This window comes from Thalassobacillus devorans MSP14 (assembly GCF_000496835.1).
GTDB lineage: Bacteria > Bacillota > Bacilli > Bacillales > Halobacillaceae > Thalassobacillus > Thalassobacillus devorans_B.
In genome coordinates this window covers 1,235,299-1,250,750 of record NZ_KI543236.1, presented here as the reverse complement: position 1 = coordinate 1,250,750, position 15,452 = coordinate 1,235,299, and the positions used below count along the sequence as shown (strand labels likewise).

General features: G+C 40.5%; 14 protein-coding genes and 1 pseudogene. 13 read left to right on the top strand and 2 right to left on the bottom strand.

Features of this window, described 5'->3' with window-relative positions; all coding sequences use genetic code 11:
• Nucleotides 1–417 precede the first annotated feature (417 nt).
• From P855_RS0107205 to P855_RS20645, 8 genes are all read left to right on the top strand, one after another.
• Complete coding sequence (locus P855_RS0107205) at nucleotides 418–798, top strand: PadR family transcriptional regulator (protein WP_028782937.1); 381 nt, start codon at nucleotides 418–420, stop codon at nucleotides 796–798.
• A 35-nt stretch (nucleotides 799–833) separates the two neighbouring features.
• Complete coding sequence (locus tag P855_RS0107200) at nucleotides 834–1,826, top strand: LLM class flavin-dependent oxidoreductase (protein WP_028782936.1); 993 nt, start codon at nucleotides 834–836, stop codon at nucleotides 1,824–1,826.
• Nucleotides 1,827–1,891: 65 nt separating this feature from the next.
• Entirely contained in the window at nucleotides 1,892–3,421 is a 1,530-nt protein-coding gene (locus tag P855_RS0107195) for an FAD-dependent oxidoreductase (RefSeq protein WP_028782935.1), read from the top strand.
• 26 nt (nucleotides 3,422–3,447) lie between these two features.
• The gene (locus P855_RS0107190) at nucleotides 3,448–4,215 is read left to right on the top strand and encodes an SDR family oxidoreductase (protein WP_028782934.1); all 768 of its coding nucleotides are present in this window, start codon (nucleotides 3,448–3,450) and stop codon (nucleotides 4,213–4,215) included.
• Between the two features lie 122 nt (nucleotides 4,216–4,337).
• Entirely contained in the window at nucleotides 4,338–6,371 is a 2,034-nt protein-coding gene (locus P855_RS0107185) for a catalase (protein ID WP_028782933.1), read from the top strand.
• 113 nt (nucleotides 6,372–6,484) lie between these two features.
• Complete coding sequence (gene uvsE / locus P855_RS0107180) at nucleotides 6,485–7,456, top strand: UV DNA damage repair endonuclease UvsE (protein WP_028782932.1); 972 nt, start codon at nucleotides 6,485–6,487, stop codon at nucleotides 7,454–7,456.
• A 77-nt stretch (nucleotides 7,457–7,533) separates the two neighbouring features.
• Complete coding sequence (locus P855_RS0107175; RefSeq protein ID WP_028782931.1) at nucleotides 7,534–8,403, top strand: S1 RNA-binding domain-containing protein; 870 nt, start codon at nucleotides 7,534–7,536, stop codon at nucleotides 8,401–8,403.
• A gap of 152 nt (nucleotides 8,404–8,555) precedes the next feature.
• A complete protein-coding gene (locus tag P855_RS20645) occupies nucleotides 8,556–8,915 on the top strand; it encodes a hypothetical protein (protein WP_051353112.1) in 360 nt (119 codons plus the stop codon).
• Nucleotides 8,916–9,136: 221 nt separating this feature from the next.
• Here P855_RS20645 and P855_RS0107165 read toward each other — a convergent pair whose 3' ends face one another.
• Together P855_RS0107165 and P855_RS0107160 are read right to left on the bottom strand one after the other, a co-directional pair.
• The gene (locus P855_RS0107165; RefSeq protein ID WP_028782930.1) at nucleotides 9,137–9,388 is read right to left on the bottom strand and encodes a hypothetical protein; all 252 of its coding nucleotides are present in this window, start codon (nucleotides 9,386–9,388) and stop codon (nucleotides 9,137–9,139) included.
• A gap of 50 nt (nucleotides 9,389–9,438) precedes the next feature.
• Entirely contained in the window at nucleotides 9,439–9,741 is a 303-nt protein-coding gene (locus P855_RS0107160) for a hypothetical protein (RefSeq protein ID WP_028782929.1), read from the bottom strand.
• A 154-nt stretch (nucleotides 9,742–9,895) separates the two neighbouring features.
• Between P855_RS0107160 and P855_RS0107155 the strand changes: the two genes are divergently transcribed.
• From P855_RS0107155 to P855_RS20640, 5 genes and pseudogenes are all read left to right on the top strand, one after another.
• Complete coding sequence (locus tag P855_RS0107155; protein ID WP_028782928.1) at nucleotides 9,896–10,642, top strand: GDSL-type esterase/lipase family protein; 747 nt, start codon at nucleotides 9,896–9,898, stop codon at nucleotides 10,640–10,642.
• Between the two features lie 117 nt (nucleotides 10,643–10,759).
• Nucleotides 10,760–11,416, top strand: a complete 657-nt coding sequence (locus P855_RS0107150; protein WP_028782927.1) for an RlpA-like double-psi beta-barrel domain-containing protein — start codon at nucleotides 10,760–10,762, stop codon at nucleotides 11,414–11,416.
• Nucleotides 11,417–11,570: 154 nt separating this feature from the next.
• A complete protein-coding gene (rlmN, locus tag P855_RS0107145) occupies nucleotides 11,571–12,644 on the top strand; it encodes a 23S rRNA (adenine(2503)-C(2))-methyltransferase RlmN (RefSeq protein ID WP_028782926.1) in 1,074 nt (357 codons plus the stop codon).
• A gap of 111 nt (nucleotides 12,645–12,755) precedes the next feature.
• On the top strand, nucleotides 12,756–13,439 hold the full coding sequence (locus P855_RS0107140; RefSeq protein WP_028782925.1) for a CBS domain-containing protein: 684 nt from the start codon (nucleotides 12,756–12,758) through the stop codon (nucleotides 13,437–13,439).
• A 125-nt stretch (nucleotides 13,440–13,564) separates the two neighbouring features.
• Nucleotides 13,565–14,684, top strand: a pseudogene (locus P855_RS20640) (NAD(P)/FAD-dependent oxidoreductase).
• The last annotated feature ends 768 nt before the right edge of the window (nucleotides 14,685–15,452 follow it).

The following is a 15,452-nucleotide window of genomic DNA, read 5'->3' as shown; positions in this document are numbered from 1 at the left end:
TTTAGCTTTTTATCATAGATAAGAAAGTATGATATTGCGGTTTTCTCTAGAGTTATAGTCGGCAACAGCAACCAGCCCTAAAAACCGGATATTATGAAAGCTATATCATTCTACTTGAAACTTAGTAGCAACTCCGAAATGTAATTAAAAAACATATTCAGCAAAAAGCTTACAAAATCCATTTTCAAAAATCCATTTAAACGCTTAAAAAATCAGATATTTTCTTAGACACTGCTCCACTAAAAAAGATTATTTTAGTCTCCTGCGAGTTTTCTTTTAATGTAAACCATAAAGTAGAGATTTTTGAAGAGGAAAACGTGCTTCATTCGACAGACAAACACAATTGTATTGTAAAATAGAAGATAAATCTAGTAATTTAGGAAACATTTACTTATAAAGAACAGGAGTGTTGTTGGAATGTCTCATAAGAATAATCCAAAAAAGTTTGCGTTAAATATGAGTGCTGCCCAGTTTACTAAGTTTTATATCATGCATCTCCTGCAAGTACATCCTCCCATGATCAGCGAACAATTTAAAAAAGAATTTCAAAAACTGACAACGAACTGGATACCAGCACCTTCAACATTGCTGGATACATTACACGACATGACAGAAGAGGGGTTATTATCCAGAAGAGAAGACTATAAATCACACGACCGCAAGAGGCAGAAGGTATATTGGTATTCACTCACAGATAAGGGAAAAGAAGAATTCGATGTGTTAAAAAAACGTTACCGGTTATTATTTGAAGAGCAGCTAGACATACTTAATAAAATAATGAAAGAAATTTATAAATAACAAGTCTAAGAAATGATATAGGGAGCGTCCATTTTATGCAACTAAGCGTTTTAGACCAGTCACCAATCTCCAAAGGGAATACGGCGACCGAAACACTGAACAATAGTTTAGTACTTGCTCAACAAGCAGAACATCTAGGTTATCACCGTTATTGGATGGCAGAACACCATAATACGAATGGATTAGCATGCTCTTCGCCCGAAATAATGATAACAAGAATCGGTGCTGCCACCAGTCGGATACGTATAGGCTCAGGTGGTGTCTTACTTCCACAGTACAGCCCTCTGAAAGTAGCTGAAAACTTTAAGATGCTGGAAGCGCTTTTCCCAAACCGGATAGATTTAGGGCTTGGAAGGTCACCAGGCGGGTCACAAAAAACACGACTGGCTCTTACAGATGGTATGAATAAAACCTTAAGCGCCTTCCCCAGGCAGGTCCAGGAACTGCGGCAATTTCTCTATGGAGATATACCGAAAGATCATCCTTCCTTCGGTGTTAAGGCTGCTCCATATACTAACAGCAATCCAGATGTATGGGTGCTCGGTTTATCTTCCCGTGGTGCCCGGCATGCTGCTAACAACGGGACCGGCTTCACTTTTGGCCACTTCATTGATCCCTCACACGGAGAAGAAGCGATTGATACTTACAGAACGCATTTTAAAGCTGCGTATGATAAACGTACTCCCGAGGTAAATGTCTGTGTGTTTGTGGTATGTGCTGACACGGATGAAGAAGCTGAACAACTGGCTCTGAGTCAGGATATGTGGCTGCTGCAAGTAGAAAAAGGACTCGATACAAGAGTTCCATCAATAGAAGAAGTCAAAAACTATACATTTAACTTAAAAGAAATAGAGAAAATCAGGAAGAACCGGAAACGTATGATTGTAGGGTCTCAAACCAAAGTGAGGCGGGAACTGCTTAAATTGAAAGATTTGTATCAAACGGATGAGTTTTTGATTATTACAAATATCTATGATTTTGAGGCTAAACTCAGGTCCTACCAATTGATAGCAGACATAACATTTTGAATATGCATAGATTTTCACCATATGGGTATGTACCTATATCAAACATTAAGGAGGGCATACCGTATATGGGTGAACATCTTATTCCAAAGCAGTCATCTTCTTTATGGAGAGAGTTGCAGATAGAGACATTTCCAGCATTATCAGAAGATATAGCTTCTGATATCACAGTGGTAGGTTCCGGTATTGCCGGTATTACTACTGCTTACCGGCTCGTCAAGTCAGGCTATCAGGTGACATTGATCGAAGCCGGAAGGATATTAGAAGGGACAACCGGTTATACTACTGCGAAAGTTTCCGCTCAGCATGGTTTGATCTATCAGCAGCTGGAAAAAACAATCGGTCTGGAAAATGCTATGTTATATTATCAGGCTAATCTGGCTGCTATTCAGGCGATTGAACAAAACATAGAAGAACTTGGTATCGAGTGTGACTTTTCATACCAGGACGCTTTTGTATACGGTGAAACTGATAAAGCCAGGAAGTTGATCGAAAAAGAAGCAGAGCTCTATGAAAGGCTGGATATCGACGGAGAGATGACAGACAAAGTCGACCTGCCATTCCCTGTGACAGCTGCTATCAGAATGAGTGAACAGGCTCAGTTCCATCCTGTAAAGTACTTACTGCCAATGATCGATTTTATGAAGAAGAATCAGGCCAATATCTATGAAAATACAAGGGCAGTTGATATCGAAAAAGGAGATAAGCCAAAGGTAGTTACGAAGGACGGTCATACCATCACTTCCAATCATGTGGTAATCGCCTCCCATTTTCCTTTCAAGGATATGGACGGTCTGTATTTTTCCAGAATGCATGTTGAACGTTCTTATTCCCTGGCTGTTAAGACAGAGCAGTCTATCCCGGAAGGTATGTATTTGAATGTGGAAGAGCCAAAACGTTCCATACGGAAGGCGCTGGATAAGACTGGGGAAGAGGTACTGCTTGTGGGTGGAGAGGGACATACAAGCGGACAAAGCGAAGATACGTATCACCATTACAAAAACCTGGTGAAATTTACAGAAGAACATTATACGATCCGTGATGTACCATACCGTTGGTCTTCTCAGGATATGAGCACCCTGGATATGGTGCCTTATATTGGGACAATTACGTCCAACCAACCCAACATTTACATCGCCACAGGTTTTGCTAAATGGGGAATGACACAAGGGACAATTGCTGCTGATGTTATTCATGACATGATTACCGGACGAAAAAATCCATTTGAAGAATTATATGATCCATCCAGATTTCATAAAAGCACTGGCGTAAAAAGTTTTACCAAAGAAAATGCCGATGTGGCTAAAGAGTTTGTCAAAGGAAAATTACCAACAAAGCGTAAAAAGGATATGAAAGACCTGGAACCGGACCAGGGTGCCAGTGTGAAAGTTGAGGGAAAGAGTGCGGGGGCCTACAAAGATGAACACGGGAATGTAAGCCTAATAGATACTACTTGCACCCATATGGGCTGTGAGCTTGCCTGGAACAATGCAGAGCGCTCATGGGACTGCCCATGTCATGGTTCCAGGTTCACCGTACAGGGAGAAGTAATTGAAGGGCCGGCAACTCAACCGCTGAACAAAGTAAACGTCGAATAACTACACTTACAGGATGGTGATGATGAATGACCAAAACAGCCGTAGTAACAGGTGCGGGATCCGGAATAGGAAAGGCGGCAGCCATAAGGCTGGCAAAGGAAGGTTACGCCGTTGCTTTAATGGATTTGAAAGAAAATCGAGCAAAAGCCGTTCAAAATGAAATTTTAGAGGGTGGCGGGCAAGCACAGGTGTATGATATTGATGTATCTGATGAAGCCAGGGTGCAGGAAGGACTTGCCCATGTAAATGAGCAATGGGGCAGCATCGATGTCGTATTTGATAATGCTGGCATCAACGGCACTTTCGCACCGATTGAAGACATGAAGACGGAGGATTGGGAACAGACGATCCATACCAATTTAAAGAGCACTTTCCTATTTGTTAAGCATAGCATTCCTTACATGAAAGAGTCAGGAGGAAGCATCATCATTACGAGCTCCATCAACGGAAATCGGACGTTCTCAGGTATCGGTATGTCTGCATATAGTACGTCAAAAGCCGGGCAAGTAGCCTTTATGAAAATGGCTGCACTGGAACTGGCACGCTATCATATCCGTGTAAATGCCATTTGTCCTGGAGCGATTGATACCAATATTGACCAAAATACAGAAAAAACAAACAGCCTGGAGAAAGTTCAAATTCCAGTGGAATATCCAGAAGGCGGCCAGCCGCTTGAACATGCACCAGGAACTCCTGAACAGGTGGCTGACCTGGTTTACTTTTTAGCTTCCGAACAATCGAGTCATATTACAGGCACAGAGATGTATATTGATGGCGCCGAATCACTTTTATAATTATTCATTTGAGTACTCATAGGAGAGTACTCTTTTTTGTCGACAAATGTTTTACAACAAAATTACAAGGGTAGAAGATTAACGGAAAGCAGTTACATACCATAAAAGGAGGAAATTTATACATGAGTAAAGATAATCGTAAAGATGAACAACTCGAGCAGTTCCGTACCGACGATAGAGATAAAAAGATGACCACTAATCAAGGAACGAAGGTATCGGAAGATGAATTTTCTTTAAAGGCAGGTGAACGAGGCCCAACATTAATGGAAGACTTCCACTTTCGTGAAAAAATGACCCACTTCGACCATGAACGTATACCTGAGCGTATTGTTCACGCACGAGGGTTTGCCGCTCATGGTGAATTCCAGCCTTATGAATCTATGAAAGAATTTACGAAAGCTGATTTCTTACAAGACCCTTCAAAGAAAACCCCTGTCTTTGTTCGTTTTTCTACAGTACAAGGCTCCAAAGGATCAGCAGAAACTGTACGCGACGCCCGTGGTTTTGCCACTAAATTTTATACGGATGAAGGGAACTTTGATCTAGTCGGTAACAACATTCCTGTTTTCTTCATACAGGATGCCATTAAATTTCCTGATTTAGTGCATGCCCTGAAACCAGAACCACATAATGAAATGCCGCAGGGAGCTACCGCCCACGATACCTTCTGGGACTTCATTGCCAATAACCAGGAATCTGCCCATATGGTCATGTGGGCAATGTCTGATCGTGCGATACCACGAAGTTTCCGTATGATGGAAGGATTCGGTGTCCATACCTTCCGCTTTGTCAATGATAAAGGGGAAGCGCACTTCATCAAATGGCATTGGAAGCCGGTATTAGGTACACATTCTCTTGTATGGGATGAAGCCCAAAAAATTTCCGGTAAAGACCCTGACTTCCACCGTGGGGATCTATATGATTCAATTGAGAACGGGGATTATCCGGAATTTGAATTAGGTGTCCAGATCATTAAAGAGGAAGATGAATTCAATTTCGATTTTGATATACTAGATCCTACAAAATTATGGCCGGAGGAAGATGTACCAGTCAAGAAGATCGGTAAGATGACGCTGAATCGAAATGTCGATAATGTGTTCGCTGAAACAGAGCAGGTTGCTTTTCATCCAGGTCATGTAGTTCCTGGAATTGACTTTACAAATGATCCGTTACTGCAGGGACGGTTGTTTTCTTATACGGATACCCAGCTGATTCGCTTAGGCGGGCCTAATTTCCATGAGCTGCCGATTAACCGTCCCGTATGCCCTTTCCACAATAATCAGCGCGATGGTTATGGACGTATGACGATCAATAAAGGGCCAGTTGCTTATCATAAAAACTCAATGGCTGATAATACACCGGAAACTTCCGCTCCGGAAGAAGGCGGTTTTGAACATTACCAGGAAAAAGTGGAAGGCCAGAAAGTTCGTAAACGTAGTGACAGCTTTAAGGATCACTTCTCACAGGCGACTTTATTCTGGAATAGTATGAGCGATCCGGAAAAAGAGCATATCAAAGAAGCCTTCAGTTTTGAGCTTGGTAAACTTTCCAGTGAATCTGTCCAGCAGCAGGTAGTAGACATGTTTGCTAATGTCAGCCTGGAACTTGCCAGGGAAGTAGCACAAAATATTGGTGTCAAAGTTCCGGAAGAGGGAGGATCCAATGTAACTAAATCATCCCCGGCTTTGAGCCAGGAAAATACCAACAAATTGCCACATACCCGTAAAGTTGGTGTGATTGTGGCAGAAGGTTTCAACGGATCAGATGTGACTTCGGTAATCGAGGCTCTTAAAAAAGCTGAAGTAGAACCGGAAATCATCAGTGACAAACTTGGCACTGTAAAAGGGACGGATGGTGAAGAACTGGAAGCAGATCATACGTTCTTAACGGGAGAATCTGTCTTGTTTGATGCATTATATGCCGTAGGAAGCACTTCAGCAGATAAAAAATTCCAACAAGATACTTTATACTTCCTGAAAGAAGCATTTGCTCATTATAAGCCAATCGGTGCTACGCATGAGGGTGTGGATTTGTTGAAAAAAGCAGGAATCGATGACCGTTTAGGTGTTGTTACCAATGATGACTTGAAATCTTTTGTAAAAGAATTTGTCGCAGCGATTGCTGATCACCGCCATTGGGATCGTGAAATTGTATAAGCTTTAAACAGTAGAGAGGGAGGGGGAACCTCCCTCTTGTTTTATTTCCATGTTACATAACTATTGAAAAGAAAGAACAAACTAACCTTATTTACAAGGGTAAGGTGGACGTTATGACAATATTTAGACTTGGATATGTAGCGATGAGTAAAACGCTTGAAAAAGCTTCGCCCTCTCAAACGATGACGTATACGCGATTTCAGGCACTTCCGGATAGGGAGGCAGCGATAAGAAAATTAGAAGCAATCGCCCGCTCTAACTTACATAATACATTACGGCTGTTAAGGCATAATCAAGCCCATGGCATCAAATTCTTCCGTATGAGCTCGAGACTTGTTCCGCTGGCAACCCATGAAGAATTACGAGATTGGCGGTATATTTCAGCACTGACAGAGGAACTGAAAGCGATTGGAGATTATGCTAAAGCGAATGAGATGCGCATTGATTTCCACCCTGATCACTTCGTAGTGATTAATACACCGGATAAAGAAGTTTTTCAAAGGGCTATGATTGTTTTAAAGTACCATTTTATGCTCCTTCATGCCATGGGGGTTGATCCGACTCACCGATGTGTACTGCATTTAGGCGGACAATACCAGGATAAAGAGCATGCGCTGGAAAGTTTCATTGAAAACTGGGCGCTTGTTCCTTACAGTCTGCAAAAGATGATTATGATTGAAAATGATGATAAATCATTTACTCTAGAGGACTGTCTCTATGTGTGCGAAAAACTCAATATTCCGCTCGTATTTGATTTACATCACCATTTGGCAAACCATCGTGATGTAAATTGGGTTAACGAGTGGAGTCGTGTCGTTGATACATGGAGATCATCCCCTTTACCGCTTAAAATGCATATTTCGAGTCCTAAAAGTGAAGCAAATTTCAAAAGCCATGCGGATTATATTGAATCTGAAATGTTTCTTGATTTTGTTGAAAAAGTGGATGGAACGATATCACAAGTGGATTGTATGATTGAAGCGAAGCAGAAAGACGAGGCATTATTTCAATTAATTAAAGATTTACGCGACAGTCCTACAATCAAAATGAAGAGTAATACCACATTCAATTGGGTAGAAGTGTAAGTGTAAAAGTTTCTTCAGGCATTCCATTAAGCTATAATGAAAATCACTATAGGTGAGGAAAGGGAAGAAATATAGAAATGAGTAATTTAAAAATCGGAATGGTACAAAAGATGAATGTACAAAAGAAAAAAACAGAAGGATTCGTGCTTTCAGATGGCGATCAGGAAGTTATGCTGCCGGACGAGCAGGCACGTGATGATATCGAATTAGATAAGGAAATAGAGGTGTTTCTTTACCAGGATAAGAGGGGAAACACGTTAGCGACCATGACTACCCCTGAAGTGGACCTCGAGACATACGGCTGGGTAGAAGTCGTGGAAGTTGTCAAAAATCTGGGCGTGTTCGTTGATATTGGGATTGAAAAAGAAATCCTTGTATCTTCAGATGATCTGCCTTTATTAGAAAGTGTATGGCCAAAGCCGGGAGATTGGCTGTTTGTCAGTCTTGAACATGATAAGAAAGGACGCCTGCTGGCGAAACCGATAACTGAAGGAGCAGTACAAGAAGACTTAGAGCCCGCTCCTGAATCATTATTGAAAAGTGATATTACGGGCAGAATCTACCGTTCCACTAAAGCTGGTTCTTTCCTTTTGACAGAAGAGGGCTACCGTGGATTTATCCACCCCTCAGAACGTCGAGAAGAGCCCCGTGTTGGTGAAACGGTAACGGGAAGAGTGATTGATGTAAAAGAGGATGGGTCTATCAACGTTTCTTTGCGTCCTTTAAAGCAGGAAGGAATGACAGAAGATGCTGAGGTTATTATGGAATATTTAATTGAACGTGGCGGCAGTATCCCCTTCCATGATAAAAGTGATCCGGATGATATAAGGAAGACTTTCCGAATCAGTAAAGCTGCTTTTAAACGAGCCCTGGGGAAATTAATGAAAGAGGGAAAAGTTATTCAGCAGGATGGCAAAACGATTTTGACAGATACAATGGAGCAATGAACATGCACAAGACGGTATCTTATTTACAGATATCGTCTTTTTTGTATTTTAAGACAGGTTTAACTTTGTTAAAGGATTAAAGTATAAGAAAAACTTTCACAGATGATGGGCTATTTGAATATCCTGCCTTTGGGAGGAGGTTGGAGAGAATAATGTATAACTATTATCATGGATATCCAGAACAAGCGGAAATGGATCGACAAAACCCATCTGAGATAAAAGAAATGTGCCAAACCAATCACTACTATTTTGTTCAAATTCAATTATCAGATGGATCACTTGTGGATGGAATCATTGATGGGACCGATGAAGATCATGTCTATTTACTTGTTCCTGTCGGAGATGAGAAGGAAGAGATGGAACAGAGGCAATTCGGCTACAGTGGTTTTGGACCATATGGCGGCTACCCATATGGCGCAGGATATGGTTATCCAAGGAGGTTCCGCAGATTCAGGAGACGCCGCTACCCGTTCTTTTACATCAGACGACTTTTTTTCCCGTTTTTCTATTAACGAAAAGCACGCCTATGGCAATTCCATTGGCGTGCTTTTTTACTGTCTAAAAATTTATAAAAATTGATGGTTATAGATAACATTTTGCGGCGGGCTGCATCCAGCTACAGCGCCTACCCCCTCGAGGTCTTAAGTCAATCCTCTCTGTGACAAAAAACGTCACGGCGAGGATTGTCTTAAGCTTGTCGGGGGTTAGCAAGGCGCTTGCGCTTTAGCACTTGCTATTCTCTTGGATTATGTTCGGCAAATTTTACAAAGGTTGTTTCATCCTCAATCAACCCGCAGGAAGCACATTGTACCTTCTTATCTGGTCCGTTATAGCTCAAATGAAAGGCATCCAGATTGTCATCTGTGTATTCTTCCATAATAATCCCGGTTCCAGGATCCATCTTCACGGATGAAGGAAGCTGCTGAATTAAATTGAAACGGGAACGATTGGTTTTACAATTGGGGCATAAGTATGGGTTAGACATGTTGACCACCTCCAACCTTATTATTTCCCAATAGTTGTTTATTATAAAAATTATTTCTTATTTCGTTTTTCTATTTCTGCACTAACTACAAATGCAAGATCATCATTTCCGAATAAGGAAAGCACACCTAGAAGTGTTTCATCCATGATTTCATCTGCTTCATTCTTTGGTACCGTCAATTCCATAGCCCGGTTTAAGGCATCATTCGACTTTTGAGTTGGATAAGCACGCTTATATACTTCAGCAGGGTCTAAATCATGGTTGATGCACCACTGGGCAAAGACAAGAATCATCATCTCTTCATCCTGCTGGTAGTTGCGTATGACTTGTTCATTGATTTCTTTTCGATTCATGCAACATACTCCCTTTACTATGATGGTTTCATTATATCGAGCAACTCTAAACAATAACAACTATTTCAACATATTTTACGAATGAAAAAAGGAAAATTTGTTCGTAATAGGGAATTAATAAAAGGAAAGCATATTTTTGAGGAGGGATAAACGATTGGAACGGGTTAGAGTATTACTGATCGCCATATTGAGTTTATTTATTTTATCACTCGGCATTCCAATGGAAGGCGATGCGAAAATTCCTGACAGAAAGTCGATTAACTATGTTGCGCTGGGAGATTCACTGGCAGCTGGATGGACCCCTACATCTGATGAAAACGGAAATGATGGGCCCGGATATCCTGAATTTCTAGCAGAAAGATTCGAGCAGTCGAATTACGATATCACATTAATCAACCATGGTAAAAGTGGACATACCACATCAGATGTATTGATGGATTTAAAGGATAAAAATGTTCAAAAAAATATTAAAGAAGCAGATTTATTAACACTTGATATCGGAGCCAACGATTTACTTGGTCATTTATTTAATGGTAATTTAGCAGGATTGGAAAGTGCTTCGACTATAGCTGTGGGTAACATTTCGAAGATTTTGAAAGACATCAGGGAGTTGAACGCAAATGTAGATATCTATGTGATGGGCTATTATAATGCAATCGAGCCTTATGAGAGTTATAAGGATTTACAGCCTGAAATACTGCCACTTTTACAACAATTCAACGATGAGATAAAAAAAGTAACAGAATCGGCTGATTCGGTGTATGTACCGACATTTAAAGTGATAGCCAAGGATTACGATACGTATCTTCCTTATGCTGATGTCCATTTAAGTGAAGAGGGCTATCAGGCGGTTGCCAAGGAATTTTGGAAAAAGATGACCCCGCGAAAATACGGAGAATAACCATATATGAAGACAGGTAGCTGAAGCTATCTGTCTTTTATATTGCACTTGTCACAGGTCAACCTATACAGGGCATAGGCTATGAAAGACAGTTATGAAAATACAGGAGGAAGATTCATGAATTCTAACTATTTTCACATGCCCTATGTATATCCATATGTGACGAATCCATACCAGGCACCATATGTCCGCTATCCTTACAGCCATTATTATGGTAGTTACCAATCCTATCAGGATGTCAGGCAGCCGGTCCGTGGCCAGGCGACATGGACTGAGGGGGGAGCAGTGACCCAATGCGGGATTCCGTGGTCGGCTAATCTCTATATGACAGTAGCAGTTGGTCAGAACACACCATACAAATGTGGGGATACCTTAAAAATCAAAAACTTAGCTAACGGTAGAGAAGTATTAGTAACTGTAGTAGATCAGGTTGCCGGTTATGGTGCAAACAAAGTGAATTTACACAAGAGAGCTTTTGAAGCATTAGGAGCCAATGTCGATTTAGGGGTTATCAATGTAGAGATAACTACAGGTATTGAGCTGGAAGAGGAAAAATGGGGAAAGTACCTGCTTGAAATCGTACAATCAGCGTACTCGAACTATAATGTAACAGATTATAATAGAATAAGTAAAACTCAGCAGAATGCTAACCAAATGACAGAAACCTATAAATATGTACTGCGTTCTCCACAAGAAACAATCAATATTGAAGGAACTGTCGCCTATAACCCAAATACCGATCGAATTATTTCCATTGATTTAAAGGAAGTGTAAGCAGTATGATGAAAGAGATAGGGAGACGAACCCTGTCTCTTTCATTTTTAATAACAGGCTGCTGATATATCAGGAAGCTGATTAAACTGTTGCGAAATGGCAACACTTCTAGTATTGTAGGAATGAATGGTTAAAATTGAAAAGAGGGTTATAAATGAAACAATCTATATATGGAATGACGTTCGACCAGTTGACTGACTGGCTGATGGAACGCGGACATAAAAAATTCCGTGCATCACAAGTTTGGGACTGGCTGTATAACAAACGAGTCAAAAGCTTTTCAGAAATGAATAATGTCAATAAAGATTGTATCCAACTGCTGGAAGAAAATTTTGTGATCCAGACGCTGCAACAAGAGATCAAACAGGAATCTTCAGATGGTACAATCAAATTTCTATTTAAACTGCAGGATGGGAATGTAATTGAAACCGTATTGATGCGGTTCCATTATGGGTTATCCGTTTGTGTGACAACACAAGTCGGCTGTAACATCGGTTGTTCATTCTGTGCAAGTGGACTATTGAAAAAAAGCCGAGATCTATCGAGCGGTGAAATTGTTGAGCAGATTATGAATGTCCAGCATGCACTGGACGATAAAGGAGAAGGGGACCGTGTGAGCCATATCGTTGTGATGGGTATTGGAGAACCGTTCGATAACTACGATAATACGTTGGATTTCATTCGTATCGTCAACTCTCAGAAAGGGCTGGCTATTGGTGCAAGAAAGATTACTGTATCTACTAGTGGACTAGCTGATCAAATTTATCAGTTTGCTGATGAAGACTTGCAGGTAAACCTTGCTTTATCATTACACGCACCGAATGATGAACTTCGTACAAGAATTATGAAGATCAATAAAGCATATCCGTTAGATAAATTGATGCCAGCGATTGATTATTATCTGGAGAAAACCAATCGCCGGATTACCTTTGAGTATATTATGCTAAGAGATGTCAATGATCATCAAAAAGAAGCGAGAGAACTTGCAGAACTGTTGAAAGATAAACGGCATTTATCTTATGTCAACTTGATTCCGTATAATCCGGTTGACGACCATTCCTATCAGCGTAGTGAGAAAGAAGCGATCTTAGGATTTTATGACACGTTGAAGAAAAATGGCATTAACTGCGTTATTCGCCATGAAAATGGAACAGATATTGATGCAGCATGTGGTCAGTTACGCAGTAAGCAAGTCAAAAAGGAAAAAAAGAAGCAGGCAGCAAAGTAATACGATGAGCACACCGATAGCCGGTGTGCTTTTTTTGTGTGTATGTATAAGGCATGAAAATACCCTTTCTGAATATTATGGATAGGAGGCTGGATTATAGGGGGGATTGAGGTGTTAGTTAAGAATAATATTATACCAAAACATAGGGTAGTCTCGATTTATGAAGATGCCACAATGAGTGAAGCAAAACGGGTGCTGGATAAAAGTGAATATCGCTGCATTCCTGCCGTCAATAGTAATGGGGAGTACCGGGGAATGATATTTCGCTCCAGAATCGAACGTTACGAGAACGAATGTTTCAGAAACGGGGATACTCCGGATGAAAATGAGCATATTACAAATGTTCTTGCCTACCCTGAAACTTATGTATATGAAGAAACTTCATTCCCACAAGCGATGTTACGAGTAAAAGCTCTTCCATTTATCGCTGTACTGGATAAAAGAGAAAAGTTTGTCGGGATTCTCACACATAACAAAGTATTCGACCTACTGGAGCAATCGTTTGGGCTTCATGCGGGAGATTATATCTTCACTATCGCATCACCAGAAAAACACGGTGCAGTTGCCCAGCTTTCCAAAATGCTGAATAAACGAGGCATTAACATCGAGGGATTAATGACGTTTGATGATGATGGCAGTAGAGTTGTAAGACGTCTCTGTATCGCCGTATCCAATGTCACCAAAGCGCAGCTAAGCGAACTGTTCGCTAAATTGGAAAAGAAAGGTTACCGCGTACTTCGCTCAGAACAGACTGAAAAGAACGACCAAATTACAAGAACTATATTGGAAGATTGATTCAAACCACCAGGGATGCTGGTGGTTTTTTAGGAAAGACAAAGGTGAGGAGGATTGATTGAGTGAGGTAACGTTATCTTGTAGAATGTCCATTAGATGAAGTCAGAATAAGAAAAGGTGTTAATTTGAAGAAGTATATCATAATAGGAGCTGGCATACTTGGAGCATCAACTGCATACCATTTGGCGAAGCAGCAAGCTGAGGTAATATTAGTTGATCGGGAAGATTATGGACAAGCGACAGCAGCTGCGGCAGGAATCGTATGTCCCTGGCTAACTCACCGTAAAAATAATGAATGGTATCGATTAGTGATAGGTGGTGCCAAATACTATCCATCACTTATTAAAGAACTTGAAAAGTATGGGGGAACAGAAACTGCATACTTAAGAGTAGGTGCAATCAATATTTTTAATAAAGAAGATATGCTGGACCGCAAGTTAGAGCTAGCCATAGAGCGCAGGCGTGATACACCCGAAATGGGCGAAGTCACCAAGCTTTCGAGAAAGGAAACCAAATCACTTTTCCCACCTTTGAAAGATGAATATGGAGCAGTCCATATCAGTGGCGGGGGGAGAGTGAATGGGAGTGCTTTACGAGATGCACTTATCCGAGGCGCCGAAATGAATGGGGCAACTTACATCAAGGGTGATGCAGGGATTCAGCTGGAAGATAATCATGTCAAATGTGTAACTGTAGGGCCGGAAAAATTTGAAGCCGATGAGGTTATTATTACTGGAGGAACGTGGACGGAAGAAGTACTTAAGCCATTAGGACTTGACTTTAACATGCATACACAAAAGGCTCAGATCGTCCACTTACAAATGCCTGACACGGATACCAGCAATTGGCCAGTGGTCATGCCTCCATTTGGACAGTATTTCCTCACGTTCGGAAACGGGAGAATTGTTATCGGTGCAACCCAGGAAGATAACGTCGGAAAAGATCCAAGGGTTACAGCAGGGGGAGTCCATAGAGTTATCGATAAAAGCTTTACGTGTTGCACCTGGATTTGCTTCAGCAACCTACTTAGGAACTAAAGTGGGTTTTCGTCCTTTTACACCTGGAAGCCTTCCTGTTATAGGGCGGATTCCTGAAATAGAAGGATTGTTCGTAGCTAATGGACTTGGGGCTTCAGGTTTGACGAGCGGTCCGTACTTAGGTGCGGAGCTTGCTAATTTAGCACTTGGCAAACCTACAGATTTGAATATGAATGATTATGATGTATCTAATGCATTGGATAAGTAAAAAACAGTAACTCATTCGCTGCGTGTAACTATAAGACGTCATCGGAAATTATCGGACTTCTGGAAGACTTACAGGTACATCACTAATAATTATCAGCATCTCAGAGGAAGAAATTCCTGATATGAAATATTATAGGAACCAGGGGATTGGAACTTATGGTTCACGCTTTTATTTCTTAGTTTACATAATACTTATTATCGGAAGTTAATCCAAAAACCGTAATTTTGTCTCAATAGCTAAGTATACTTAAGATAGTGAGATGAAATTTAAAATTAAGTGAAAATCTCCAAATTATTTCTGCTATAATATCATTGGAAATTTAGTTTTATAATTCGACTTGCTGTTGCTAATTAATATCACTATAAAATGCTAAATAATTTGTTATCTTTCTTATAATATATTCTATATGCTCTTCTATGATATAGATTTTCTTTATCATCAGTTTCTGATAACGTTTATTAATGCTTGCTATTAACTGATTCATTTACCTTAGACTGGTTATATCCTAATATTACAGTGCTCCTATACGATTATTATTGTATGATGGTGTTCTGGTGCTTCTTTGCGTCAGCTATATTAAATTTTTTATTCTTCTTCCCCTTTTTTAAATCTGCATGATAATTCAGCGAATGAATTTCTCATAAACCTCTTCTGTCAAGGCTTTTAACTTGCGTTAATGATAATTTTTTTGTTTTTGATTTTCGGAGTTGCTACTAAGTATGAAGAGCGATTTGTTTGAAAAGGTGTTGATGGTTGATTTTTGCTAGC

What these genes read in the sequence shown, in the direction of transcription:
- P855_RS0107175 (WP_028782931.1), top strand. Translation starts at nt 7,534, where the DNA reads ATGAGTAATTTAAAAATCGGAATGGTACAAAAGATGAATGTACAAAAG.
- P855_RS0107165 (WP_028782930.1), bottom strand. Translation starts at nt 9,388, where the DNA reads ATGTCTAACCCATACTTATGCCCCAATTGTAAAACCAATCGTTCCCGT.
- P855_RS0107150 (WP_028782927.1), top strand. Translation starts at nt 10,760, where the DNA reads ATGAATTCTAACTATTTTCACATGCCCTATGTATATCCATATGTGACG.
- P855_RS0107195 (WP_028782935.1), top strand. Translation starts at nt 1,892, where the DNA reads ATGGGTGAACATCTTATTCCAAAGCAGTCATCTTCTTTATGGAGAGAG.
- P855_RS0107200 (WP_028782936.1), top strand. Translation starts at nt 834, where the DNA reads ATGCAACTAAGCGTTTTAGACCAGTCACCAATCTCCAAAGGGAATACG.
- rlmN (WP_028782926.1), top strand. Translation starts at nt 11,571, where the DNA reads ATGAAACAATCTATATATGGAATGACGTTCGACCAGTTGACTGACTGG.
- P855_RS0107190 (WP_028782934.1), top strand. Translation starts at nt 3,448, where the DNA reads ATGACCAAAACAGCCGTAGTAACAGGTGCGGGATCCGGAATAGGAAAG.
- P855_RS0107205 (WP_028782937.1), top strand. Translation starts at nt 418, where the DNA reads ATGTCTCATAAGAATAATCCAAAAAAGTTTGCGTTAAATATGAGTGCT.
- uvsE (WP_028782932.1), top strand. Translation starts at nt 6,485, where the DNA reads ATGACAATATTTAGACTTGGATATGTAGCGATGAGTAAAACGCTTGAA.
- P855_RS0107160 (WP_028782929.1), bottom strand. Translation starts at nt 9,741, where the DNA reads ATGAATCGAAAAGAAATCAATGAACAAGTCATACGCAACTACCAGCAG.
- P855_RS20645 (WP_051353112.1), top strand. Translation starts at nt 8,556, where the DNA reads ATGTATAACTATTATCATGGATATCCAGAACAAGCGGAAATGGATCGA.
- P855_RS0107185 (WP_028782933.1), top strand. Translation starts at nt 4,338, where the DNA reads ATGAGTAAAGATAATCGTAAAGATGAACAACTCGAGCAGTTCCGTACC.